Annotated in this window: 21 protein-coding genes; 18 read left to right on the top strand and 3 right to left on the bottom strand. The window is 42.2% G+C overall.

What is annotated here, in order from left to right:
* Positions 1 to 8 precede the first annotated feature (8 nt).
* The 6 genes from N693_RS0107270 (at position 9) to N693_RS0107245 (ending at position 7,623) form a co-directional block, all read left to right on the top strand.
* Positions 9 to 899 (top strand): DUF2877 domain-containing protein, encoded by an 891-nt coding sequence (locus tag N693_RS0107270; RefSeq protein ID WP_025784141.1) that lies wholly within the window; start codon positions 9 to 11, stop codon positions 897 to 899.
* Complete coding sequence (gene arcC / locus N693_RS0107265; protein WP_025784140.1) at positions 896 to 1,834, top strand: carbamate kinase; 939 nt, start codon at positions 896 to 898, stop codon at positions 1,832 to 1,834. The genes N693_RS0107270 and arcC overlap by 4 nt, the downstream gene beginning before the upstream one ends.
* 121 nt (positions 1,835 to 1,955) lie before the next feature.
* Complete coding sequence (locus N693_RS0107260) at positions 1,956 to 4,577, top strand: ATP-binding protein (RefSeq protein WP_025784139.1); 2,622 nt, start codon at positions 1,956 to 1,958, stop codon at positions 4,575 to 4,577.
* Positions 4,578 to 4,580: 3 nt separating this feature from the next.
* A complete protein-coding gene (locus tag N693_RS0107255) occupies positions 4,581 to 5,297 on the top strand; it encodes a response regulator transcription factor (RefSeq protein ID WP_025784138.1) in 717 nt (238 codons plus the stop codon).
* A 159-nt stretch (positions 5,298 to 5,456) separates the two neighbouring features.
* Complete coding sequence (locus tag N693_RS0107250) at positions 5,457 to 6,713, top strand: MFS transporter (protein ID WP_025784137.1); 1,257 nt, start codon at positions 5,457 to 5,459, stop codon at positions 6,711 to 6,713.
* Between the two features lie 199 nt (positions 6,714 to 6,912).
* A complete protein-coding gene (locus N693_RS0107245) occupies positions 6,913 to 7,623 on the top strand; it encodes a hypothetical protein (protein WP_025784136.1) in 711 nt (236 codons plus the stop codon).
* A gap of 8 nt (positions 7,624 to 7,631) precedes the next feature.
* On the opposite strand, the gene N693_RS0107240 is transcribed toward N693_RS0107245, so the two are convergent.
* The gene (locus tag N693_RS0107240) at positions 7,632 to 7,910 is read right to left on the bottom strand and encodes a hypothetical protein (protein ID WP_037592927.1); all 279 of its coding nucleotides are present in this window, start codon (positions 7,908 to 7,910) and stop codon (positions 7,632 to 7,634) included.
* 89 nt (positions 7,911 to 7,999) lie between these two features.
* On the opposite strand from N693_RS0107240, the gene N693_RS0107235 reads away from it, so the two are divergent.
* A complete protein-coding gene (locus N693_RS0107235) occupies positions 8,000 to 9,046 on the top strand; it encodes a P1 family peptidase (RefSeq protein ID WP_025784134.1) in 1,047 nt (348 codons plus the stop codon).
* Between the two features lie 116 nt (positions 9,047 to 9,162).
* On the opposite strand, the gene N693_RS0107230 is transcribed toward N693_RS0107235, so the two are convergent.
* Positions 9,163 to 10,440: an MFS transporter gene (locus tag N693_RS0107230; RefSeq protein WP_371257550.1), complete on the bottom strand. Its 1,278-nt coding sequence runs from the start codon at positions 10,438 to 10,440 to the stop codon at positions 9,163 to 9,165.
* A 297-nt stretch (positions 10,441 to 10,737) separates the two neighbouring features.
* Positions 10,738 to 11,688: an MJ1477/TM1410 family putative glycoside hydrolase gene (locus tag N693_RS0107225; protein ID WP_025784132.1), complete on the bottom strand. Its 951-nt coding sequence runs from the start codon at positions 11,686 to 11,688 to the stop codon at positions 10,738 to 10,740.
* Positions 11,689 to 11,899: 211 nt separating this feature from the next.
* On the opposite strand from N693_RS0107225, the gene N693_RS0107220 reads away from it, so the two are divergent.
* The 11 genes from N693_RS0107220 (at position 11,900) to opp4B (ending at position 23,771) form a co-directional block, all read left to right on the top strand.
* Positions 11,900 to 12,724: a M55 family metallopeptidase gene (locus N693_RS0107220; protein WP_025784131.1), complete on the top strand. Its 825-nt coding sequence runs from the start codon at positions 11,900 to 11,902 to the stop codon at positions 12,722 to 12,724.
* A 12-nt stretch (positions 12,725 to 12,736) separates the two neighbouring features.
* Positions 12,737 to 13,672 (top strand): ABC transporter permease, encoded by a 936-nt coding sequence (locus N693_RS0107215; RefSeq protein ID WP_025784130.1) that lies wholly within the window; start codon positions 12,737 to 12,739, stop codon positions 13,670 to 13,672.
* Positions 13,672 to 14,610 carry an ABC transporter permease gene (locus N693_RS0107210; RefSeq protein ID WP_025784129.1) on the top strand — a complete coding sequence of 313 codons (939 nt, stop codon included), beginning with the start codon at positions 13,672 to 13,674 and terminating at the stop codon, positions 14,608 to 14,610. Before N693_RS0107215 ends, N693_RS0107210 begins: the two co-directional genes overlap by 1 nt.
* A gap of 134 nt (positions 14,611 to 14,744) precedes the next feature.
* On the top strand, positions 14,745 to 15,725 hold the full coding sequence (locus N693_RS18985; RefSeq protein ID WP_037592947.1) for an ABC transporter ATP-binding protein: 981 nt from the start codon (positions 14,745 to 14,747) through the stop codon (positions 15,723 to 15,725).
* Between the two features lie 224 nt (positions 15,726 to 15,949).
* Entirely contained in the window at positions 15,950 to 17,593 is a 1,644-nt protein-coding gene (locus N693_RS0107200) for an ABC transporter substrate-binding protein (protein WP_025784128.1), read from the top strand.
* A gap of 77 nt (positions 17,594 to 17,670) precedes the next feature.
* Positions 17,671 to 18,792 carry a mandelate racemase/muconate lactonizing enzyme family protein gene (locus N693_RS0107195; protein ID WP_025784127.1) on the top strand — a complete coding sequence of 374 codons (1,122 nt, stop codon included), beginning with the start codon at positions 17,671 to 17,673 and terminating at the stop codon, positions 18,790 to 18,792.
* Positions 18,792 to 19,808 carry an ABC transporter ATP-binding protein gene (locus N693_RS0107190; protein ID WP_025784126.1) on the top strand — a complete coding sequence of 339 codons (1,017 nt, stop codon included), beginning with the start codon at positions 18,792 to 18,794 and terminating at the stop codon, positions 19,806 to 19,808. The genes N693_RS0107195 and N693_RS0107190 overlap by 1 nt, the downstream gene beginning before the upstream one ends.
* Positions 19,809 to 19,823: 15 nt before the next feature.
* The gene (pcp, locus tag N693_RS0107185; protein ID WP_025784125.1) at positions 19,824 to 20,435 is read left to right on the top strand and encodes a pyroglutamyl-peptidase I; all 612 of its coding nucleotides are present in this window, start codon (positions 19,824 to 19,826) and stop codon (positions 20,433 to 20,435) included.
* A gap of 419 nt (positions 20,436 to 20,854) precedes the next feature.
* Positions 20,855 to 21,874 carry an ABC transporter ATP-binding protein gene (locus tag N693_RS0107180; protein ID WP_025784124.1) on the top strand — a complete coding sequence of 340 codons (1,020 nt, stop codon included), beginning with the start codon at positions 20,855 to 20,857 and terminating at the stop codon, positions 21,872 to 21,874.
* Positions 21,861 to 22,799, top strand: a complete 939-nt coding sequence (locus N693_RS0107175; protein ID WP_025784123.1) for an ABC transporter ATP-binding protein — start codon at positions 21,861 to 21,863, stop codon at positions 22,797 to 22,799. The genes N693_RS0107180 and N693_RS0107175 overlap by 14 nt, the downstream gene beginning before the upstream one ends.
* 3 nt (positions 22,800 to 22,802) lie before the next feature.
* A complete protein-coding gene (opp4B, locus tag N693_RS0107170; RefSeq protein ID WP_025784122.1) occupies positions 22,803 to 23,771 on the top strand; it encodes an oligopeptide ABC transporter permease in 969 nt (322 codons plus the stop codon).
* Positions 23,772 to 23,785 lie beyond the last annotated feature (14 nt).

Raw genomic sequence — 23,785 nt, 5'->3', positions numbered from 1 at the left:
GAACCATTTTGCATGCGACTGAATACCAGCAACAGATTCCGTTCCATTTGGCTAACCAACCTGTTTGTCAAATCCATAGTATCTTTCAAAATGGATTGAATATCAAAAGTGGGAATTGCCTATTTTTCGTTGGAACGGTGAAGAATGGACGGTTACCATTTGGTATCCATCTGACACAGGAACAATTGAAACAGTTACTGAATGGGATACATGAAAATTCCTCGGTCTCTTGGGAACCGAATGAGCGCAGTCTCTCGTTTGGAGAGACTGGACCAATTGTGAGCATTGTTGGTGCGGAACCTTTTGACTGGAGGATATCGAGTGAACTTGTAACGCGTGAGCTACTGTCTGATAATTTAGCAATGTTTGTATCCGTTTTACTTGAAGAACCACGAGTGACAGGCTTAGCCATCGATATCGAATCATGGCTAACCAGACATTTGGAAGGACGTTCTGCTAGTGGACTGACAGAGCAACTTATCTCCGCGTTACTTGATGTATTGGACTCTTCAGAAACGAACGACATTGAACAGCAACTAAGATTTGTCATAGGTAGGGGCAAAGGGTTAACCCCTTCAGGTGACGATCACTTGGTCGGCTTACTCGCTATCCATGAAGCAACAGGGATTTTATCAACAGCATTTGTGGAGACGTTAAGACGGCTTGCTGAAAAAGAGAGGCTGACGACTGATATAGGTCGGGAGTACTTACTCTACGCACTGGAAGGGAAATTCAGCTCGACAGTAGTAAAAGCGGCTTCAGAATTGACACGAAAGACAGATATTAATATGCTAAAAACATTGCTTTCCGAATTGCTAGATATGGGGCACAGTTCTGGAATTGATACGGTTTTTGGCATGTTACTCGGCTTACTAGCGCTAAGGAGGAAATTAGAATGACAGAAAAAGTAGTAATCGCACTTGGAGGAAACGCAATCCTACAACCTAAGCAGGAAGCGACTTATGAGAATCAGCGTGAAAACGTACGGATTAGTACTGAAATCATCGCGAAAATTGTCAAGAACGGTCATGAAGTCATTGTTACACATGGCAACGGACCGCAAGTAGGCAACATTCTTCGACAGAACGAAGAAGCTAAAGACGTTGTTCCTGCATTTCCACTTGACGTATGTAGCGCAGAATCACAAGGATTCATCGGGTACATGATGGAACAAACGTTGAAGAACGAGCTTAAAAAAGTAGGTCTCAACAACCAAGTGGTCAGCATGCTGACGCAAACAGAAGTAGATCACAACGATCCAGCGTTCGAAGATCCATCCAAGCCGATCGGTGTCTTCTATTCAGAAGAAGAAGCAAAGCAACTGGCAGAAGAAAAAGGCTGGGATGTAAAAGAAGATGCAGGTCGTGGGTGGAGACGTGTTGTTGCTTCTCCATATCCGAAGTCAATCCTCAGCTCCCAAACTATTAAACTACTGACAGATAACAATGTTATTGTCATCGCTTCAGGGGGCGGTGGAATTCCAGTTGTACGTGAAGAAGATGGTAGCCTTACAGGAATCGAAGCAGTTATTGATAAAGACCGCAGTGCGTTCCGTCTAGCTGAAGAGGCGAAAGCGGACGTACTTATGATTTTGACAGATGTCGATAATGTATTTGTAAACTATGGCAAACCGGACCAAAAAGCACTTGGCGCAATTACGCTTGAAGAAGCGAAAGCCTATGCAGATGAAGGTCAATTCTCTGCAGGTAGCATGGGTCCTAAGATGGAATCAGCCATGAAGTTCGCTGAAATAGGTGGCAGGGCTATTATCTGTTCTCTTGGACAAGCGGACCTTGCACTAGCAGGTAAGGCAGGCACGCAGATTCAAAAATAAGTTTACCAATGGTATTGGCTATGGTCATTATGACACTGGTCAATACCCTTTTGGTATATACATAATGTTTTTAGAGGGTTACAAAATGAGTCAACTTTCAAAGAGGGAGGGGAGAGTACGGGTGAAAAATAGACGATCGCGTTCTTTTAAAAAAGAACTCATTTACTCGTTTCTGACAATAGGACTTACGTCAATTATTGTCCTCGGTATTTTTCAGTTTTTCCAGCTCTCCTCACTAATTGAAGGCAATCAGGAAAGCCAAAAGAAAGTAACCGGGTTTTTAGAAGATAATATTGAAAGTTATATGGACCAACATGGCAGAATTATTGAAACCATGGCTTCTAATATTGCACCTCTTTTAGAGGAAGGACGAACATCTAAGATAGAAGAAAAACTACGTGATATTAAAATTAACTATCCGGGATTTGTAAATTTGTACGTAGGGGATAAAAATGGTGAATCACTTGTGTTTTACCCGTCTGTATACACTGATGGTGTGAGGCGGGAGCACTTGAATTACAGCGACCGATCTTATTACAAAGAACTTCTTGATAAAAACAAGCAAGTGGTGTCTCCTGTTTTTTATGGCAGAGGGGGGACAGATATCCTTTTGGTTGCGATTGTCTCACCGATATTTGACAGCAAGGGGAAGATGCAAGGGTATATTTTAGGGGCGATCGATCTAAACGCTTTAGAGAAATACGTGTCTACAAGAATATCAGGTGAAGCAAGTTATGCGGTGTTACTGGACCAAGATAATAATGTAATTGTGCACCCCGACGTCGACACTAGGACAGAAATGGTCAATATGGCGAATTCCAAGATTGTTAAGACTATCAATAAACAGTCTGACCAATCTTTAAATAGCTTGACTGTTAAAGAAGAGGGTAGTGAGAAAGAATTCATCACCTATGCGAAAATTAAAAATCTTGATTGGACAGTATGGATTGCAAATCCATCTACACTGATCACGAAGCCACTTAGAAATGCAGCGAACACCATTCTTTGGTTCATTCCCATTACGGCGTTATTTGTTGTGTTAGCAAGTCTATTTTTAACGAATCGACTCGAAGGAACGATTCGTAATCTCCTCGATACCATTAAGCGATATTCTGTAAGTTATAAGACGAACCAACCTGTTCAATTATCAGAACGAATTCATGGCCCTCAAGAGATGACTGATTTGCTGACTCATTTCAATGACATGATATCTGAAATTGAAGAGAATCGAAACGAACTCATTGAACTGAACATGCAACTTGAAGGTCGTGTACAAGAGCGAACTGCTAATTTAGAACAGCGTAATGCTGAGTTACAGGCAGTAAACCAATTGATTACTCCGGTGTCTTCAAAAATGGATCTGCCGCACTTCATTCAATTATGCCTTCAAAACATCGAACAATCAGTACCTTTCAATGTACACATCTGGTTTCGAGAGTTGGCCGTAACAAGCCAAGCAATTTACGCAGACAAAAGTTTACAGGGTTATTTAGAACAAAATGTGCGAGGCGCTAATCACCATATGGAACCGATCGTTCTGGATGGGTTACCAAGCGGCTATCTTATTTTCGATTTGCTTGATGGACAGACAATTGAACCGAGAGTACAGGCATTTCTTCAAACGTTCTCACGTTCTCTTGCAATTATGTTACAGAACAAGTTACTTTTTGAGCGATACCGGAATAAGCATGCGGAACTAGATGCCGTTCTTGAAAGTATGTCAGAAGGTATTATGCTGCTCAATAATAATCAGCAGATCGATTATGTGAACGAATTCTTTTTGAATGTGACTGACGGAGATGGCACGAATGGACCGCTCGTACATTTATCCGACGTTTTTGAACGTATTAATGTCCTGTTTGAGAATTCCACAGAAGATCTCCTTTCGTTTTTTGAAAATGAAGCTAGTGAACTAAAGCTAGAATACAAGACGAAATCAGGTAATGCTGATTTTTATATGCTCCATAAATTTTCGGTCATATCAGATGAGAAAAAAATCGGGCAAGGGTTGCTCATTCGCGATATAACAAAAGAAGAAGAAATTGACACGTTGAAAAACAACCTAATTTCGCTAACGTCTCATGAATTTAAGACGCCCATTACAAACATTCGAGGAAGCGTTGAAACGTTATTGCGAGAAGATGTTGAATGGGAGCCTGATTTCCAGTATGAATTGTTAGAGGGAGTCCATGAAGACATTGAGCGCATTCAACACTTAGTCGATGATTGGATGGATATTTCAAAGATCGAATCGGGGTCGATGTACATTGAGCGTAATATGGTTCGAGCAGACCATGTTATTGAGAAGTCTATAGAACTTGTACCGATTACGCTAAAAGAAGGGGCTACACTTACGTTCCACAACAAAGCTGAGGATTACTTATTCTTCTATGCGGACAAAACTCGGGTACAGCAAGTGCTGGTGAATCTCTTTACGAATGCATTACGATATAACGACCATCCACAAAAGAAGATTGATATCACTTTGGAAAAAAAGGAAGAATACTTAACGATCGCAGTATCGGACAACGGAATTGGTATTTCGAAAGAACATTTGCAGAAAATCTTTAATCGGTTCTACCAAGTTGATGTCACTGCCACACGACGGTCAGGTGGAACGGGCTTAGGATTATCCATTTGCGAAGGGATTATGGAAGCGCATGAAGGAAAAATCGAAGTCGATAGCAAACCTGGTGAGGGCAGTACATTTACACTTTACTTTCCAATACGAGAGGGGTCTTAAGAGATGAAACAAAAAATATGTGTCGTAGACGATGAAGCAAAGATTTTACGTTTCATCTCAGCCAATTTACGATCTGTTGGATACGATGTCGTAACCGCTGATTCCGGTGAAGAACTGTTAGAAAAATACGATCTGATCTCACCTGATTTAATATTACTGGATATTATGATGCCAGGAAGGGACGGCTTTTACGTATTAGAAGAACTTCGAAAGTTCTCTCACACTCCGATTATCATGCTAACAGCAAGAAGCAACCCTAAAGATAAAGTGAATGGGCTGAATCTCGGAGCGGATGACTACTTGACGAAACCATTTTCGTTGGATGAGTTGTTTGCACGGGTCAATGCAGTCCTTCGTAGAAGTCAGCCAAGTCATGCTGATTCTTCAGCGGGCGCATCTTCTGTGATTGAGACAGGGTCTCTCCAAGTAGACATCGGAAGCAAGAGGATTTGGATTGACGAGGAAGAGTTAAAACTGACTCAAACAGAGTTCTCATTGCTAGAGATTTTGGCGTTGAATCTCGACAAAGTTGTACAACATGAATCGTTACTTTCTGAAGTTTGGGGTCCTCAATATCGGGATGATGTCGAATATTTACGAGTCGGTATCGCGAGAATCCGTCGTAAAATTAAAGAGCGTCTGAAAGAACCGGAAGAATACATTATTACGTATCCTGGACTAGGATATATGTTGAAAAGTGTCACGGCTCATCGCGAGTAAAAGAAGTACTGGACATTCTTTATCAATATTTAATGTTTTGGCAATGTTAGCTGTTTTGATTTTATTCGTCTGCAATGCTAGCTAGAGTATTATACAGGTGTAAGGTAAATGATCATTTTACTTAAGTAATTATTATGAAAAATTGAGGAGGAACAAAAGATGGCGAAACAAATACAAGATAATGGCCAGAAAAAAGAACTCATTCCATATTGGATAAAAGCCGTTATCGTATTCTTCTTAGGTTGGGTTGCAATTTACGGAACACGTGCAATCTTGAACCCTGTCATGGATGATATTCAAAACGAATTTAGTTTGTCTGCCGGTCAGCTCGGTATGATTAGTAGTATCTTCTTCATCGGTTATGCAGGATTAAACATTCCATCCGGTATACTTGGAGATAAAATTGGTAAAAAGAAAGTACTTGTACCAGGGATTATTTTGTTCGGTATCTTTGCAGCGATTGCAGGAACGATGCCAACATTCTTCTTATTTGTACTTATGTGGTTAATGGTTGGTGTGTTCCAAGGGTTCTATTATGGACCACAATACGGTTTATCTTCTGAAGCGATCCCTAAGAAACACATTACAGTAGGATCTGCGATTATCAACAGTGGTATGGCGTTCGGTCTTTCTGCAGGTTACTTCCTATCCAGTTGGACTATTGAGGCTGGAATGTCATGGAGAGCACCATTCTATATTGTAGCAATTCCAGTCGTCCTCATTGGATTACTAATGTGGTGGCTTGTTAAAGAAAACCCTTATGGCAAGAAAGCTAAAGCTGAACTTGATAACCAAGAGCCATTCAAGATTAGTGCTCTGTTCAAAAATCATAACTTGCTCATGTCTTACATCGTAATCTTCTGTGCGATTTACGGATTCTTCGTAGTCGTAACATGGATGCCTTATTACTTGCAGCACGCACGTGGAATTGAAGGTAGTGCAGTTGCGACTGTTTCTTCACTAGTACCATGGGCAGCTATACCAGGTTCAATTTTCTTCAGCTGGATTGCTGACCGTATGGGAAAACGACGTCCAGTGCTACTTGTCATGCTCCCACTTTCATTGATATCACTCATCTCCATTGTTGCATTCGACAATATGTACGTTCTTTATGCAGCACTAATTGGTTACGGTATCTTTGGTAAAATCAGTACTAACCCTGTACTAGTTGCTGTTGTAGCAGACAACGCTCCTAAAAATGCATATGGTACATCATTCGGTATATACAACTTCATCGGTATGTTAGGTTCTATCCTTGCACCTTACATCACTGGTTTCTTGGCTGACGTAACAGGTAACCTGGATATGGGCTTCTACTTTGCAGGCTTCCTACTTGTCATCGGTACAATTGCAGCATCGTTGATTAGAGAAGATAAAACCCCAAAATTAACAAACAAAGAAGCTGTAACTGAATAAGTGAACTAGACAGGCTGTCCTCTTAACAGGGCAGGCTGTCTTTTAGTTTCTGCTCTTTCTTGGTATTACGAGAACGGTGTTTTTTACTGGTGCTAAACAAATAATTTTGGAGGGAAGGGAAGGGAAGGAGCTTATCATTTCTCTTTTAAGAATTAACAGGGGGTGTCAAAGAAGGCGGAATCTTTGCTATACTGAATGCATGACAACACTTACAGCGAACCAAATCAGCCAACTTCATAGCAATGGAGTCTATACAACATCTCCGGAACATCCGCTTTTTACGTTAGAAACCTTATCTTCTTCAACCGTTGGGAAAGATCTATTAACAATTCTTCAAACCGTGAGTCAAAGCCCCAATATGACTGTGGCAGTTTCTTTTTTCATGCGGCGTTACGGAATGTTTACGGCTATGCAACTTGCTCAATTCATTCAATATGAGGAACTTTGGCAAGGGAATCCAGATGAATTACAGTTTGGGGCCGTTCTCGAGTATGGCAATATGACTGTCAGTACATATCCAAAGGTTAATGGTTGGATAGAAGTCCCTATCGAAGATTCTGCTAATGTCGTTCGAAAACTTCTTGTCCAAATCCAGACAGTGATCAATGCACTAAGATTGGTTGCTTCTGTCTCTCCAAATGTTTTGTGGGAAAATGTATTCGGCTTCTGGCTTTGGCAGTTTCACGTTATGTTGAATGATCCAACTTGTACAGACGAAGCAAGAGTCGTTTTCAATGAACTTAAAGACGATTCGGCCTGGGAAGGAATCTCTTCGCATTCTCGGTTTTCATCCTATTTAAACGGATGTGAACCGACAGATTTGCTGAATACAACGGTAAGGAAAACATGCTGTCTTTCGAAAGACGTCCCAGGATTAATGCAATGTGGATTTTGTCCGTTGAAAGAGTAGCATGATATTCATTTTGCCCGAAATGCTAGATAGGATTGCTTCATTGAATAGAGCACTCCCATGGCGGCACCACTATAGAAAAACCCCATGAAGATACCCGCTGAAAGATTATGCGGATGGCTGATGAAAACGGACAAGATGAGTGCGACGACCGTTGAAACTGTAGAAAGCCATGTGGGGCGAATGCGAAATACCCATTTCGCAATGAGAACGACTATGAATGTGACGGGAACCGCCCAAAAGGCATCCCATATATTTGTATGAATCGTTGGAAATTCCGTCAACATAAAGACCACTCCTTTTACAACATAGTGTGGAAACAATTGTGAAAGACTATACATAGACTGGAGCCATGTAAATGCCAAAACAACAACCAATGAAAATCAGAGCGCGGGGTATTCAGATTGGCACATTTCCTACAGGGAAGAACAACTGTATTACAGACGTCGACAATGTGCTAGTAGGACACGTAACAATCGATGAACCGTTAGAGAACGGGGAGTATATAGCGACAGGTGTGACAGCCATCCTGCCTCATTCCGGAAATCCTTTCAGGGAAAAGGTTGCGGCGGCAAGCTATGTCATTAACGGATTTGGGAAGACGACAGGACTTATTCAGTTAGATGAACTGGGTGTTCTGGAGTCACCAATCATGTTGACGAACACATTTGGTGTACCGGCTGCAACTGAAGGAGCCCTTCGGTGGTTACTCGATCAGACTCCGGAAATTGGAGACACAACAGGAACTGCTAATATCGTGACAGGGGAGTGCAATGACAGTCGCCTTAACTCCATTAGAGCGCTGTCCATAACACCTGGTCATGCCAAGCAAGCAATTGAAATGGCATCCACTGAACCATCTGAAGAGGGGGCGGTCGGTGCAGGGAAAGGAATGGTTTGCTTCGGATATAAGGGCGGGATCGGGACATCTTCACGTGTTGTTCACTCAGAAATGTCTACCGAATCATTTACAATAGGGTGTCTCGTATTAAGTAATTTTGGGAAACGGGAAGAGTTTGCGAGCGACCGATATATGAAAATTGAACCCATCATACAACCAGATGCACCAAAACCTGCAGACGGATCGATTATGATTGTCCTTGCAACGGATGCTCCACTCGATAGCCGGCAGTTAAAACGAATTGCAAAACGTTCTGGGATTGGACTTGCTCGAACTGGAAGTCATTACAGTAACGGCAGTGGAGATATAGTGATTGCATTTTCTACTGCACACAAATTTCTGCATGAAAGGCTGGATGCTATAGAGAACGTACAATTACTTCGCGATGGCCATCCTATCATGAACCAACTATTTCAAGCTGCTGCGGAAGTAACGGAAGAAGCGATTTTGAATTCGTTGTCTCAAGCGGTTGAAACGACAGGACGAAATGGTTTAACTGTACACCCAGCACCGTTTTCATAACTGTTTCATGTGAAACAATTTATGACTATATTCGACATGTAAGAAATCTAACTAGAAAAAAAGCTGTTTCAATACCAGAATTACTGGTGCTGAAACAGCTTTTGTTATTCATGAAATCAGTTCCAATGACCTTGTTTTAAAAGTTTTTTCTTACCTTCAAACGCGTATGTTACAAGAACGATATTCAAAATTAGCAAAACAAGTACGATATACAACGCTGGTGTATAACTTTTTGTGAAATCGTAAATATATCCGTAAGCTGGAAGTGCAACAATACCAGCGATTGCAAGTCCTAGTGAAGCCGTGGAGTAAATTTGAGCGTACTCCCTACTACCAAATAGGCTAGTTGTTAGCGCTGGTGCTAGAGTTCCAACAGAGTTGGAAACAGTAAATCCGTACACTGAAGTTGCTATAACGACAACTATTTTACTATCTGCCGCAAATAGAAGTGCAATAACAGCTAATGCTGCTAAAACCATTGCTACATAAACAGTGTTTCGTGAACCGATTTTGTCTACAAGATAACCTAGTGCAAGTGCCCCTAACAGGACGCCAATCATATATCCTGCCATTGCATTTCCTGCAAATATGGCATCATATCCAATAGATTGGATATATGAAGGAATATGAATTGAGAAACTGGCAATCGATGTAATCAGAAGGAAGAAGAAAAATAGTGAGTAAAAAGCAGAAGATTTTCGGGCAATCGCTAATGTTACCCCTTTGTCTGCTTCGTTTGTAAGTGTTTCATCGCTAACTTCGGTAACTTCTTGTGCTCCATAAGGCAACAAACCGATGGATTGTGGTGATTTACGAATGATTAAGAGAACTGTTGGAACAACAATAATGATAACTGCTAAGCCAAGACCAATGTAGCCAGTACGCCAAGTATGTTCAGCTGTAGCAATTGTATATCCGATGATTGGTTGAGCAATCGCGCCTAGTAAACCGCCAGAGGCTCCAATCAATCCGAGTGCCATTCCGTTTTTCTTTTTAAACCACTGATTAACGAGGACAGGTCCAACGATAACCGTTGTAAACACGCCGCCGACAGCCAATGGAACAGCAAAAATATACCAACCCCATACGGAGTTACTAAAACCAAATCCGACATAAGAGCCTGCTTGCAAAATAATTGCGAGGACTAATACCATGCGAATATCATATTTTGCTAGGATTTTACCGCCGATAGGAAGGAAAATCATCGTCACGATCGAAGAAATACTGAAGTATAAAGTTAAGTTACCAGTTAAAATACCTAAATCTTTTGTAGCTCCTGGAATGAATAGACCTGATGATGTATTTAATGCACCCTTTGCAAGTCCGACAATAATACAGAGTGCTACAAGTGTCCACCAAGCATAGTGGATTTTCTTCTTAACTGTCGCCACCATTTCCCACTGCTTTCTTTATTAGATTTTTGCAATCAATATCTTGTGGGTCTCTGGTATCACGATTTATAAATGCCTATGTGATCTCTTTAAACTAAAAGAACCACCTATATGCAGGAGGTTTTCACGAAGAACAGGTAGTAATGTAACCGGCTAGCAGAGGCCATAGAGAAAATCAATTACAAATCGAGCATACTTAATCGACAGTTTTGTGTCAATAGTAATTATTTAAGATTAAACCTTCAGATTTGATTGTACAATTGTTTGACGATAGATAGGTTGTTATATAGTAAGTCATTTCTAGTCAAATGATTTAATGGAAGAAAGTGACCGATCTGGGGCAGCGGCGAAACAATAGAATTTTTCATTTCTGCATAGCCGGTAATAGCGATTGATTGCATAACGGCCTTTAACATAGTCTACTGAAAATACAGGCTTATTTGCCTTGGAAAACTGTGAAAGCCACTTAAGACGTTCCTCGATTTCATCTGAATTGTTCTTTTTACTCTCATTGAACCAAATGTCTTCTACCCCTATTCCATCTACTGATTTTAAATAGGAACCATTGTCGAACTGCAATATTTCCTCACCATTTTGAGGGATAATTAAAAAATCGGGATCCCTTTCTTTTGCAACGGCAGACAGAGTTCGAACGAAAGAAATCATTCGTTCAGCTGCATCTTTTGGGGATGTGGGATCGGTTAATAAGGATTGCTCACCATCTTCTTTATACGTACTTGAATCTCCCCAATAAAGGTATGCATCAATAATGTCTAAGTACACCCCTTTAAATCCTGCGTCTTGAATTCTTTTCAGTTCCTCAAACATATATTGTTGCCATTCTGAATTCCAATAACGAACTTTTACACTTTCCGGCCAATCAGGATTTTCGACGTGACCCATCCATTCAGGAGCTGAATCGGTGATGGTCAACACTCCTTTTTGTTGGTAGCCCCACTCTGATTTCCAATAGGGGAGGTAACTGCTTGCCTCACCGATACTCAAATATGAAATGGGGCGTATTCCCTTTTCACGAAGAATTGCAATGTCCTTCTTGCTATATCTCTCGCTCCCATCTTTTGTTGAGTCAATCACTGCATATTTAACGGGAAGCAGGGCAATGTTCTCAATGGAGGCATCTTGAAGTTGATAAACCCAAGTAGGTTGTCCTACATCCAGACGGAAATAAGCAGCGAATAGAAGTAAAGTTGAAAGTGTGAGCGTACCTCCAGCTAATAACCATTTGTTCAAGGAATACCACCTCTTTCGTAAAGTGTATCTAGTATACTAGTAGATTTTAGACTTCTCACTTTTGGCACAATAGTATTGCTAAAACATAAAAAACTAGTAAACATAATTTCATTATACTAAATTATCTTGTTATTTTGAAAATATTTTGGTATTGTTAATTGACAATAAAATCAGACAGATCATATTTTCTGTTGGATGTTTGGAGGTCCTTATGAAATTATTTGTTTCCGTTGATATGGAGGGCATAACTGGGTTACCAGATGAGACGTTTGTAGATTCACATCGTCATAATTATGAACGTGCTAGACGTATTATGACTGAAGAAGCGAATGCGATTGCGTCATCAGCATTTGAACAAGGTGTACAAGAAGTGCTCGTGAATGATAGTCATTCAAAAATGAATAACTTGCTAGTTGAAGAGATGCATCCAGATGTGGAGTTGATAACTGGCGAAGTGAAACCGCTTTCAATGGTTCAGTCATTGGATGAAACTTATACAGGTGCTGTGTTTGCGGGTTATCACGCCCGGGCAGGACAACCTGGAGTCATGAGCCATACGATGATTTTTGGCGTTCGTAACATTTTTATCAATGACGTTGTAGTTGGAGAACTCGGATTTAATGCTTATGTTGCAGGTCATTTTGGCGTTCCAGTCCTTATGGTAGCAGGTGATGATGGAGCATGCCGGGAAGCAGAAGCACTCATTCCGGGTGTCGTAACAGCCGCGGTAAAGCAGTCCATTTCACGTTCATCTGTACGGACGTTACATCCTAAAAAAGCACAGGCGTTGCTGAAAGAAAAAATGGCAGAAGCGCTCGGAAAACGTAGTGAAATTAAACCACTGAAAGCACCTGATAACCCTATCATGCGTATTGAATTTACGAATTATGGAGAAGCAGAGTGGGCCGCGATGATGCCCGGGTGTGTAATAGAAGAAGGAACTACAATTGTTCGCTATGAAGCAAAAGATATTGTTGAAGCCTATCGTGCGATGCTCGTCATGACAGAGCTCGCGATGCAAACGAAGTTTTGTTAAGGAGGAAGCAGAGTGCCGCTATACATATTGAAGCGTTTCATCATGATGATTGTCACAGTTCTAATTATTGCCACGCTTACATTTGTACTCATGCGGGCGATTCCAGGTTCACCGTTTGACGAAGAGCGCACGTCCAACCCGACCATCCAAGCGAACTTGGAGAAGTTCTATAAGTTGGATCAGCCAATGCCAATTCAATACTTGAATTACTTAAAATCTATTGTGACATTCGACTATGGACCATCCATAAAAAAGCCGAATGAATCCGTGAATACGCTACTTGCACGAGGATTCCCAATCTCCTTTGAACTGGGAATGGCGACAATTATCGTCGCGGTCATTTCAGGAATTATTCTAGGTACGTTTGCTGCACTTCGTCATAATGGAATTATCGACTATGGGGCTATGACCTTCGCAGTTGTGGGAATATCAATCCCGAACTTTGTTCTTGCCACGCTTCTGATCCAGCAAGTTGCGGTGAACTGGCATTTACTACCACCAGCTACATGGAGCAGTCCGAAACATATGATTTTACCGATTATTGCACTAGCTACTGGACCGACTGCCATTATTGCACGTCTTACTCGTGCCAGTATGTTGGAAGTGTTGACGCAAGACTATATTAAAATGGCGCGTGCAAAAGGCTTAAGCCCTTTCCGCATTGTAGCGAGGCACGCGTTACGAAATGCCCTCATGCCGGTTGTTACCATCATGGGGACAATGCTTGCAGGAATTTTGACAGGAACATTTGTTATCGAAAAGATTTTTGCGATCCCTGGTATGGGAAAGTACTTTGTCGAGAGCATTAACAATCGCGACTATCCCGTTATTATGGGATCCACTGTATTCTACAGTGCATTTCTAGTATTCATGCTGTTTTTAGTAGATATCGTATATGGATTCTTGGATCCTCGCATTAAGCTTCACAAAAAGGAAGGTGAAGTGTAATGGTTACTAAAGACCCGAGAGTCTCAATTCCTGATGAGTGGTTCCGGAAAAAAGGGGAGGACCATGAGCGGGCGGAAGCTGTCGTTCGTCCATCGCTCTCTTATTGGAAAGATGCTTGGAGACGATTACGAAAGAATAAGCTCGCAATGGGTGGGTTAGTGTTTTTAGTTATCCTGACATTACTTGCGATATTTGGACCTGTGTTTTCTCCGTATGAAGTAACTGCAACAGATTTACGAAACCAAAATATGGCTCCGAGTGCAGCCCATTGGTTTGGAACTGACGAAATGGGTAGGGATGTATTCACAAGAACGTGGTATGGTGCTCGAATTTCGTTATTCGTAGGTGTGATGGCTGCGCTTATCGACTTTTTCATTGGCATTATTTACGGAGGCGTTAGTGGATATAAGGGTGGTCGCACGGATTCTATTATGATGCGGATTATTGAAATCCTTTACGGACTGCCTCATTTGCTCGTAGTCATTTTGTTAATGGTCGTGATGGGTCCGAGTCTAACAACAATCATTGTAGCACTGACGATTACAGGCTGGGTAGGAATGGCCCGAATCGTTCGTGGGCAAGTCCTGCAAATAAAAAACTTTGAATTCGTGACCGCATCGAAGTCATTTGGTGCACGAACACCACGTATTATCCGTAAAAACCTGCTTCCGAACACAATGGGCCCAATCATTGTTCAAATGACACTCACAGTACCGAGTGCGATATTCGCCGAAGCCTTTCTAAGCTTTCTCGGCCTTGGTATTCAGGCTCCATATGCAAGTTGGGGCGTAATGGCGAATGATGCCCTCCCAGTAATTCTATCTGGTGACTGGTGGCGCTTATTCTTCCCGGCATTCTTCATCTCCATTACGATGTTTGCCTTTAACGTACTAGGCGATGGTATGCAGGATGCGCTCGATCCGAAATTGAGGGGGTAATGGATGTGATAGGACAACAGTTGGCAAATGCGTCCAGACTGGAAAATGCCCCTGCTATAAAGGAGCATCAACCTGGTTCAGGCATCGCCACAGAAGAGAATAGAAAGCAGAAGAAAACAATTTCACAAGAAATAATGCTCTCCGTACGAGACTTGGAAGTTTCTTTTAAGACGTTTGGCGGCGAAGTGCAAGCTATCCGAGGTGTTTCGTTCGACCTGTACAAAGGGGAGACTCTTGCAGTCGTTGGAGAATCAGGCTGCGGGAAAAGCGTGACAGCAAATACGATTATGGGGCTTATTCCACAACCACCGGGCAGGATTCGGAATGGGGAGGTTCTTTTCAAAAATCGAGACTTGACCAAACTGAACAAGAAAGCGCTGCGGGAAATCCAAGGCGTAGATATCTCGATGATCTTCCAAGATCCGATGACAGCGCTGAATCCGACATTGAAAATCGGGGAACAATTAATGGAAGGATTACGAACACATCATAAGGTGTCACGTGCAGAAGCGAAAAGGAAAGCCGTTGAAATGCTAAATCTTGTCGGAATTTCGAACCCGGAAGAACGACTCAAACAATACCCTCATCAGTTCTCTGGGGGGATGCGTCAGCGGATCGTCATTGCAATCGCTTTGATCTGCGAACCTGAATTGCTCATCGCAGATGAACCGACTACTGCATTGGATGTTACGATTCAAGCGCAAATTCTAGAATTATTCGATGAAATCCAACGTAAAACTGGCGTAGGAATTATTCTAATCACTCACGACCTTGGTGTTGTCGCGAAAATTGCAGATCGTATCGCAGTCATGTACGCAGGGAAAATCATTGAAATCGGGAATAAGCGGGAGATCTTTTACGATCCGCAGCATCCATATACGCAAGGTCTACTGAACTCAGTACCTCGGCTGGACTTGCAAGAAGAAGAGTTAAAGCCAATTGAAGGTACACCTCCGGACTTATTCGCACCACCCGAAGGTTGCCCCTTCGCTGCAAGATGTCCCTTCGCCATGGAAGTATGCGAACGTGTTTACCCAGCAACGACAGAACTCACCACACAGCACACTGTAGATTGCTGGCTCCAAGACCCAAGGGCGAAAGCTGTATTGTCTTGATCGCTAGTCTTTGATAAATACCCGTAGTTACAGTGATATTCGTTGAGTGAAGCGAAAGGTGGAGACTTCGGAGGGATCAGCGCAGATTGAAGACCCTGGACTGAGCAAAGCTAGGGAAGCGGCTGAAATCAAGCCCCTCGGAAAGCGCCCACCTGTAGCGGAAGTCAACACTGTTCATCTCTAGAGTGTGTTTATGGTTTCATCATATAAAAGGGGGAATCACATTGAAGAAGTGGATCAAGTTTGTATTATTTACTGCACTACTCGTAGTACTCGCAGCCTGTACAGCAAACGAAGAAGCAGGCAAGAAGCCTGAAGCCGAAACAGGAGGAAAAGACAGCAAGGACAACAAGCCTGCCGAAGAAAAAGTACTCTACTTGAACAACGGCGAAGAACCTACTTCGTTTGACCCGTCCGTAGGCTTTAATGCAGTTTCTTGGAGTGCTCTTAACAACTTGATGGAAGGACTCACTCGTTTGTCAGAAGATCACTTGGCAGAAGAAGCTTCCGCAGAAAAGATTGATGTATCTGAAGATGGATTGACGTATACATTCACTATCCGTGATGGCGCAAAATGGTCAAATGGCGATCCACTTACAGCAAACGACTTCTTGTTCGCTTGGCAGCATATGCTAGACCCTGAGACAGCATCTCCTGCAGCATTCCTTGCATACTTTATTGAAGGCGCAGAAGACTACAACACCGGTGAAGGCACTGTTGAAGACATTGGAATCGAAGCACCTGATGAGAAAACATTCGTCGTGAAACTGACGGCTCCAAACGAAGCATTTTTGAACATCATTACGAACCCAAGCTTTTTCCCAATCAATGAAAAAGTAGCGACAGACAACCCGAAATGGTTTACAGAAGCAGATTCATTCGTTTCCAATGGTCCGTTCAAATTAGCTTCATGGGATCACGACGTGAAATTCGTCTTTGAAAAGAACGAAAATTATTGGGATGCAGACAAAGTTAAGCTCGACAAAGTGAACTGGGAAATGGTGAGTGATTCCACAACGGCTTACCAAATGTACCAGTCTGATGAGTTGGACAGTACAGATGTCCCGTCTGAAATTGCTGAAGACTTGAAAGATAATCCAGAAGTTAAATTAGAAGACCAAGCAGGATTGTACTTCTTCCGATTCAACACATCTATGGAACCATTCACGAACAAGAAAATCCGTAGAGCGTTTGGTGAAGCGGTTAATCAGGAAGACATTGTAGAGTTCGTCACTAAAAACGGAGAAAAGCCAGCACATGGTTTCGTTTCTTATGGATTCATCGGACCGGATGGCAAAGAGTTCCGTGAGTCTGCAGGAGATTTAGTTTCGTTTAATCCTGAAGAAGCGAAGAAATTACTTGAAGAAGGCATGAAGGAAGAAGGATATACAGAATTACCTAAAGTAACATTAACGTATTCTACAAGTGATTCTCACCAAAAAATTGCGGTCGCATTGCAATCGATGTTTAAAGAAAATCTTGGTGTGGACATTGAGTTACAAAACGTAGAAGCAGGAGTATTCCTTGCAGATCAGAAAGAGTTCAAGTACCAGTTCTCTCGTTCATCTTTCTTGCATGATTATGCAGACCCTGTAAACGCTTTAGAAAGCTTCATTTCAGATTCATCGATGAACCGTACGACTTGGTCAAATCCTGATTATGACAAGTTGATTGAAGCTGTTAAAAATGAAACAGACGAGAACAAGCGTTGGACTTTGTTGCAACAAGCAGACACAATGCTCATGGACGAAATGCCTGTAATTCCACTTTATTATTACAATCAGTCAACATTAGAAAAGCCTGGTGTTACAGGGATTCTCCGTCACCCAGTCGGCTATCTCGACCTGAAATACGCTGACAAAGAATAAGTAGGGGGAGACTGTGTGCGCCGAGTATTCGACGCACACAGTTTTGTTCGTTTTAGGCGAGAAAGGAGAACGTGTACATGAAGATTCACTCGATTGAACTTGCAACAGTTGCTGTTCCATTGCGAAAACCATTTAAAACAGCATTGCGCACCGTTCATACTGCCTACTCAACTTTTGTAAAGGTCACAACAGAAGATGGAAAATCCGGATGGGGAGAAGCTCCACCAACTCATGTGATTACAGGCGATTCCATGGCGAGCATTGCGTATGCAATTGAAGAAGTATTGGCTCCCAAACTGATTGGGATGGATATTCGTAACCGAACCGAACTTTTCGCCGTTCTACATAAAACAATAGTAAGAAACACTAGCGCCAAAGCTGCAGTCGATATGGCAATCCATGATCTCCTTGGTCAACTTGCAGGACTCCCCCTTTACCAACTCCTAGGGGGGCACAGGAACAAGTTGGATTCGAACTTTACGGTAAGTGTGAATGATCCAATAGAGATGGGAGACGATGCACATCGGTGTGTAGAAGATGGATTCACTACATTGAAAGTGAAGGTAGGAATCGGTTCTTCAGAGCTCGATATTGAACGTGTTAAAGAAATCCGGAATCGAGTGGGTCATACTGTCAAGATTCGCTTGGATGCCAACCAAGGTTGGAAGCCTAAAGAAGCGATCCGAACAATTATCGCGATGGAAGATGCGGGTCTTGAGATTGAACTGGTCGAACAACCTGTCCATGCGGAGGATATAGATGGACTGTTGTATGTGACTCAAAATACATTGACGCCAATCATGGCTGACGAAAGCGTTTTTTCACCAAAAGATGCGTTGCGTGTCCTGCAATGTGGAGCAGCAGATTTGATCAACATCAAGTTGATGAAGTCAGGTGGAATCCATGAAGCATTGAAAATCAATGCGCTCGCTGAAAGTTACGGAGTCCAATGTATGACTGGCAGTATGATTGAAACGAAACTGGGAATCACCGCAGCAGCTCACTTTGCCGCGAGTCAGCCGAATATAACGCGTTGTGATTTTGATGCACCTCTGATGCTAAATGGTGATCCTGTAATTGGAGGCGTTACCTATACAAAACAACTGGTTCAACTACCGAATGAGCCAGGGCTCGGTGTACAGATTGACTCAACTTGGCTATCACATCACAGAACGTCTGGAAACGAGGAGGAACAATGATGACAGATTCCCGATCAGTATTACTATCTGTAAAAGACATGAAAAGGCATTTTGAAGTAGGGAAAGGAAAAACATTGAAAGCGGTGGATGGCCTTAGTTTTGATATCTACAAAGGGGAGACGTTTGGTCTTGTAGGAGAGTCAGGTTGTGGAAAGTCGACAGCGGGACGTACAATTTTAGGGCTTTATAACAAAACAGACGGGGATGTTGTGTTTGAAGGGCAAAATGTCCACGATATGAACGATAAAGAACGTCAACAGTTTCTTAAAAAGATGCAAATGGTTTTCCAAGACCCTTATGCGTCTCTTAACCCACGCTCAACAGTTTATGAAATCATTGCAGAGCCGATGGAAATCCATAATATGTACAAGTCTAAAAAGGAATTGCGTGCACGTGTTAGTGAGCTTCTAGAAGATGTCGGGTTAAATCGCGACCATGCGAACCGGTATCCTCACGAATTTTCTGGCGGACAGAGACAGAGGATCGGCATTGCAAGAGCGCTCGCTCTCGACCCTGAATTTATCATTGCCGATGAACCCATTTCAGCATTGGACGTGTCGGTCCAGGCGCAAGTTGTTATGTTGTTTCAAAGGTTGCAACGTGAGAAAGGGCTTACCTATTTATTCATCGCACATGATCTGTCGATGGTGAAATACCTATCGGATCGGATTGGCGTTATGTATTTAGGTCATTTAGTAGAGTTGACAACAAGCGATCAGCTCTATGGCAAGCCTTTACACCCTTATACAGAAGCCTTGCTCTCTGCAATTCCAATTCCGGATCCAGACATCGAGGAATCGAGAGAACGTATTCTATTGGAAGGGGAGTTGCCAAGTCCAATTGACCCACCTTCAGGATGCGTGTTCAGAACTAGATGTCCTTATGCGATGGAGGTGTGCGCCACGCATAAACCCCAATGGCTAGAAAAAGATGAGGGGCATTTTGTCGCGTGTCACTTACATGATGAGTCTTTAATGAAAGAAGTTAGTGAACAGGCAAAGCAGTTGCATGTGTAAAGGAGATTTTTATAAATGAAGAAATTACTATTAACTGGGTTTGAACCATTTCTCTCATTCCCTGTGAATCCAACGATGCAAATCGTTGAAAAATTGGATGGCTCGGTTATTGGTGACTATATCATTTGCGGGAAAATCTTGTCTGTGAATTTTACTGTATCCGGTGCAGAGTTACTCAATTATATTGAGAAAGAAATTCCGGATGCAGTTTTATCACTTGGTCTCGCGGGTGGACGTTATAAAATGACCCCAGAACGGGTTGCCCTCAATGTAAAAGATGGAGAACCTGACAACGAAGGGCATCAGCCGATTGATGAAACCATTGAATTGGAAGGACCACCTGCTTATTTTTCCACTCTACCGATCCGCAAAATGGTGAACCGATTGTCTAATGCAGGTCTGCCAGCTGCAATATCCAATTCTGCAGGAACTTATTTGTGTAATAACGTGATGTATGCTGGGCTCCATTGGGCGACCAAACATAAACCTGACATGCCTTCAGGCTTTTTGCATATTCCCGCTTCGTTTGAGTTGGCAATTCAACATGGGAAAATACCAGGTTGGTCGTTAGATGAGTTACTTAAAGGAGTCACAATCTGTATTCAAACCCTTTCTGATGAAAAATAGCTCGATTTATTATAGTGAAGTGGATTTTCGTGTCGCGAAATGTCGTAAAATATCGAACGATTGAACTGAGTGGAATAGGATTGTTGGGGAGATGATTCTAAAGTAATGGGGCATTGCTCCGTCTCGTGGGATCAACCAATAAGGAGGTTGCGGAAATCCAAACTAGCGAGGCAAAGGGATTTCTATCAGCAGTTAAAAAGATTTTAAAAAAGTACATAAGGAATTATATTGTCTAAGTCCGCTTTGTTACAGAGTTTGTCACTGATTTGTCATAGTTGAAATAATCTATGTATTTGGTATTCTGAAAAAATAGTATTGCCAACGTAAAAGTTGTGTAGTATAGTTGAAAAAGCTTATAAAGTCTGAAAATTAAATCAACCTTTTTTTGTACATATTACCAAGGGCAAGGAGGAACCACTTTGGCTGAGACAGTTTTGGAAATTGAGAATCTGCGAACATCATTTAACATTAAAGGGAACTATTACGCAGCTGTGGACGGTGTTTCACTAACAGTTCATAAAAATGAAGTCGTGGCGATTGTCGGTGAATCTGGATGTGGAAAGAGTGCCTTAGCACTCTCCATTATAGGTCTTCATAATACGAAGACTACAAAACTAGAAGGTCAAGTGAACTTGAAAGGGCAGAATCTTCTAAACCTGCCAGTAGAAAAGTTGAACAAAATCCGTGGGAAAGACTTGGGCATGATCTTCCAAGATCCAATGACAGCTCTTAACCCACTCGCAACAATCGGCCGACAAATTGCAGAGCCGATGGATTACCATATGAAACTATCTAGTGCTGCAAAAAAGAAACGAGTGCTGGAGTTACTTGGACAGGTCGGTATAAAAGATGCCAACCGAATCTACAAACAATACCCACATGAACTTTCAGGTGGGATGAGACAACGCGTTGTGATTGCAATTGCACTAGCCTGTAATCCAGTAATGCTGATTGCAGACGAGCCGACAACTGCGTTGGACGTAACAATTCAAGCTCAAATTATGGATTTAATGAAAGAGCTCCAACGCATTACAGATTCTGGTATTATCCTCATCACACATGATCTGGGAGTAGTTGCAGAGATGGCAAATCGAGTAGCAGTAATGTATGCAGGTGAATTTGTAGAAATTGCCGACGTAAATACACTGTTTTCAAATCCGCTACATCCATATACCCGCTCACTCTTGAGCTCGATTCCTTCTAACATGACAGATAAAGAAGAACTACATGTTATTGAAGGTATTGTGCCATCGATTCAAAAACTAGATCGCGAAGGATGTCGTTTTGCTCCTCGAATCCCATGGATTTCTGAGGATGCGCATGAAGACAAACCGACGCTCCATGAAGTGGAGCCGGGTCACTTTGTACGCTGTACGTGTTACAAAAAGTTCCACTTCCCGGAAGAACGAGTGGAGGATGAAAACTATGTCACTACTTAATGTAAATAATCTGCAAGTACACTTTCCTATAAGAGGTGGTTTCTTCCGCCGAGTGGTCGATCAAGTACGTGCAGTTGATGGGGTCAGTTTTGAACTGGAACCGGGCGAAACGTACGGTCTTGTGGGGGAGTCTGGTTGTGGAAAGACAACAACAGGCCGTGCAATTATTGGACTAAACAAAGCAACCGGCGGTGAAGTTTTGTTTAATGGTGATAATCTTGCCACTATGAACGGACATGATCGTCGGAAGCATATCCGTGATATCCAAATGATTTTTCAGGACCCTTATTCTTCGTTAAATGGAAGAAAGAACGTCTTGAATATAATTGCTGAACCGCTGCGCAATTTTGAGCGGCTTTCTCCTAAAGAGGAGCTGACTCGCGTTCAGAACATGATCGAGCGTGTTGGCCTAAGCCCGGAATCTATCTATAAGTATCCGCACCAATTCTCAGGAGGACAACGTCAGAGGATCGGAATTGCCAGAGCGCTTATGCTCAACCCTAAATTGATCATTGCCGATGAACCTGTATCTGCATTGGACGTTTCCGTACAGGCCCAGGTCTTGAACTTCATGCAAGAAATTCAAAAAGACTTCGGATTGACTTACTTATTCATATCCCACGATCTTGGAGTTATTAAACATATCTGTGACAGGATCGGTATTATGTATAAAGGTCGTTTTGTCGAAGAAGGAACTGCTGAAGATGTCTATAATAATCCCCAGCACCTTTATACTAAGCGTTTAATTGCCGCAATTCCAGAGATGGATCCTGCAAAACGTTTCGAGAAAATGGAATTACGTCAGGAAATCAACACCGCTTACCGTACAGAGTATGACAGCTATTTCGACAAAGACGGTAGAATGTTTGATTTGAAACCGCTTACCCCAACGCATTCAGTTGCTATCCAGCAAGGGGGCATGTAACTGATGGTTAAATTTATCTTTCGTCGCATGCTCGTTATGATTCCGCAACTACTCTTGTTGAGCCTTATTATCTTCGTATTGGCGAAGCAAATGCCGGGAGATGCAGTAACAGGCGCATTTATGGGGAATCCCAATGTAACACCTGAACAAATGGAAAAGATTCGTGAAGAATACGGACTCAATGATCCTTGGTATGTTCAGTACGGAGCTTGGATAGGAAAAGCGGTCAAAGGTGATTTAGGGGATTCCTATACACATAAGCAACCTGTAACTTCACTGCTTGCAGGACGCGTAGTTAATACAGTAACACTGTCACTGTTCATTTTGATTGTCTCCTATATAATTGCCATACCACTGGGTATCATAGCCGGTAGGTGGGCGGACTCTTGGGCGGACAAAATGATTATCACCTATAACTACTTTGCATTCGCTACACCTTTGTTTGTTTTCTCTTTGCTCATGCTGTTCTTCTTCGGTTTTGTACTCGGTTGGTTCCCGACAGGAAACAGTGTCGATGTGAGACTAGAAGCAGGAACATGGGATTTCTATGTCAGTAAATTTAAACACTTAGTTTTGCCAGGGATGTCAGGAGCACTGCTTGCTACAGCGGGAACAATTCAATATTTGAGAAACGATATTATTGATACAAAACTGAAAGACTTCGTGAAAACGGCACGTGCTAAAGGGGTTCCAGAAGGCAAAGTATATACCCGCCACATTTTACGTAATTCTATGCTTCCTATCGCAGCATTCCTGGGCTATGAAATTACAGGATTGATTGCCGGTTCAATATTTTTGGAAATGATATTTAGTTATCCTGGCCTTGGGCAGCTCTTCATTCAATCCATTACAGGACGTGACTTTACCGTAACTACAGCAATTGTCATGATTTCAGGAACTGCTGTTATTGTCGGTACGATGCTCTCAGACATCATACTGAGTGCTATAGATCCACGTATCCGGATTGAATAGAAAGAGCGAATGAG

It is taken from the genome of Sporosarcina sp. D27, from assembly GCF_000586555.1.
In the GTDB taxonomy this organism is placed as follows: Bacteria; Bacillota; Bacilli; order Bacillales_A; family Planococcaceae; genus Sporosarcina.
This window is presented reverse-complemented; position numbering and strand designations above follow the sequence as displayed.

Bases quoted from the DNA above. Each gene is read 5' to 3' on its own strand.
- arcC (WP_025784140.1), top strand. From the start codon at position 896: ATGACAGAAAAAGTAGTAATCGCACTTGGAGGAAACGCAATCCTACAA.
- N693_RS0107255 (WP_025784138.1), top strand. From the start codon at position 4,581: ATGAAACAAAAAATATGTGTCGTAGACGATGAAGCAAAGATTTTACGT.
- N693_RS0107250 (WP_025784137.1), top strand. From the start codon at position 5,457: ATGGCGAAACAAATACAAGATAATGGCCAGAAAAAAGAACTCATTCCA.
- N693_RS0107245 (WP_025784136.1), top strand. From the start codon at position 6,913: ATGACAACACTTACAGCGAACCAAATCAGCCAACTTCATAGCAATGGA.
- N693_RS0107240 (WP_037592927.1), bottom strand. From the start codon at position 7,910: ATGTTGACGGAATTTCCAACGATTCATACAAATATATGGGATGCCTTT.
- N693_RS0107235 (WP_025784134.1), top strand. From the start codon at position 8,000: ATGAAAATCAGAGCGCGGGGTATTCAGATTGGCACATTTCCTACAGGG.
- N693_RS0107230 (WP_371257550.1), bottom strand. From the start codon at position 10,440: ATGGTGGCGACAGTTAAGAAGAAAATCCACTATGCTTGGTGGACACTT.
- N693_RS0107220 (WP_025784131.1), top strand. From the start codon at position 11,900: ATGAAATTATTTGTTTCCGTTGATATGGAGGGCATAACTGGGTTACCA.
- N693_RS0107210 (WP_025784129.1), top strand. From the start codon at position 13,672: ATGGTTACTAAAGACCCGAGAGTCTCAATTCCTGATGAGTGGTTCCGG.
- N693_RS18985 (WP_037592947.1), top strand. From the start codon at position 14,745: ATGCTCTCCGTACGAGACTTGGAAGTTTCTTTTAAGACGTTTGGCGGC.
- N693_RS0107195 (WP_025784127.1), top strand. From the start codon at position 17,671: ATGAAGATTCACTCGATTGAACTTGCAACAGTTGCTGTTCCATTGCGA.
- N693_RS0107190 (WP_025784126.1), top strand. From the start codon at position 18,792: ATGACAGATTCCCGATCAGTATTACTATCTGTAAAAGACATGAAAAGG.
- pcp (WP_025784125.1), top strand. From the start codon at position 19,824: ATGAAGAAATTACTATTAACTGGGTTTGAACCATTTCTCTCATTCCCT.
- N693_RS0107175 (WP_025784123.1), top strand. From the start codon at position 21,861: ATGTCACTACTTAATGTAAATAATCTGCAAGTACACTTTCCTATAAGA.
- opp4B (WP_025784122.1), top strand. From the start codon at position 22,803: ATGGTTAAATTTATCTTTCGTCGCATGCTCGTTATGATTCCGCAACTA.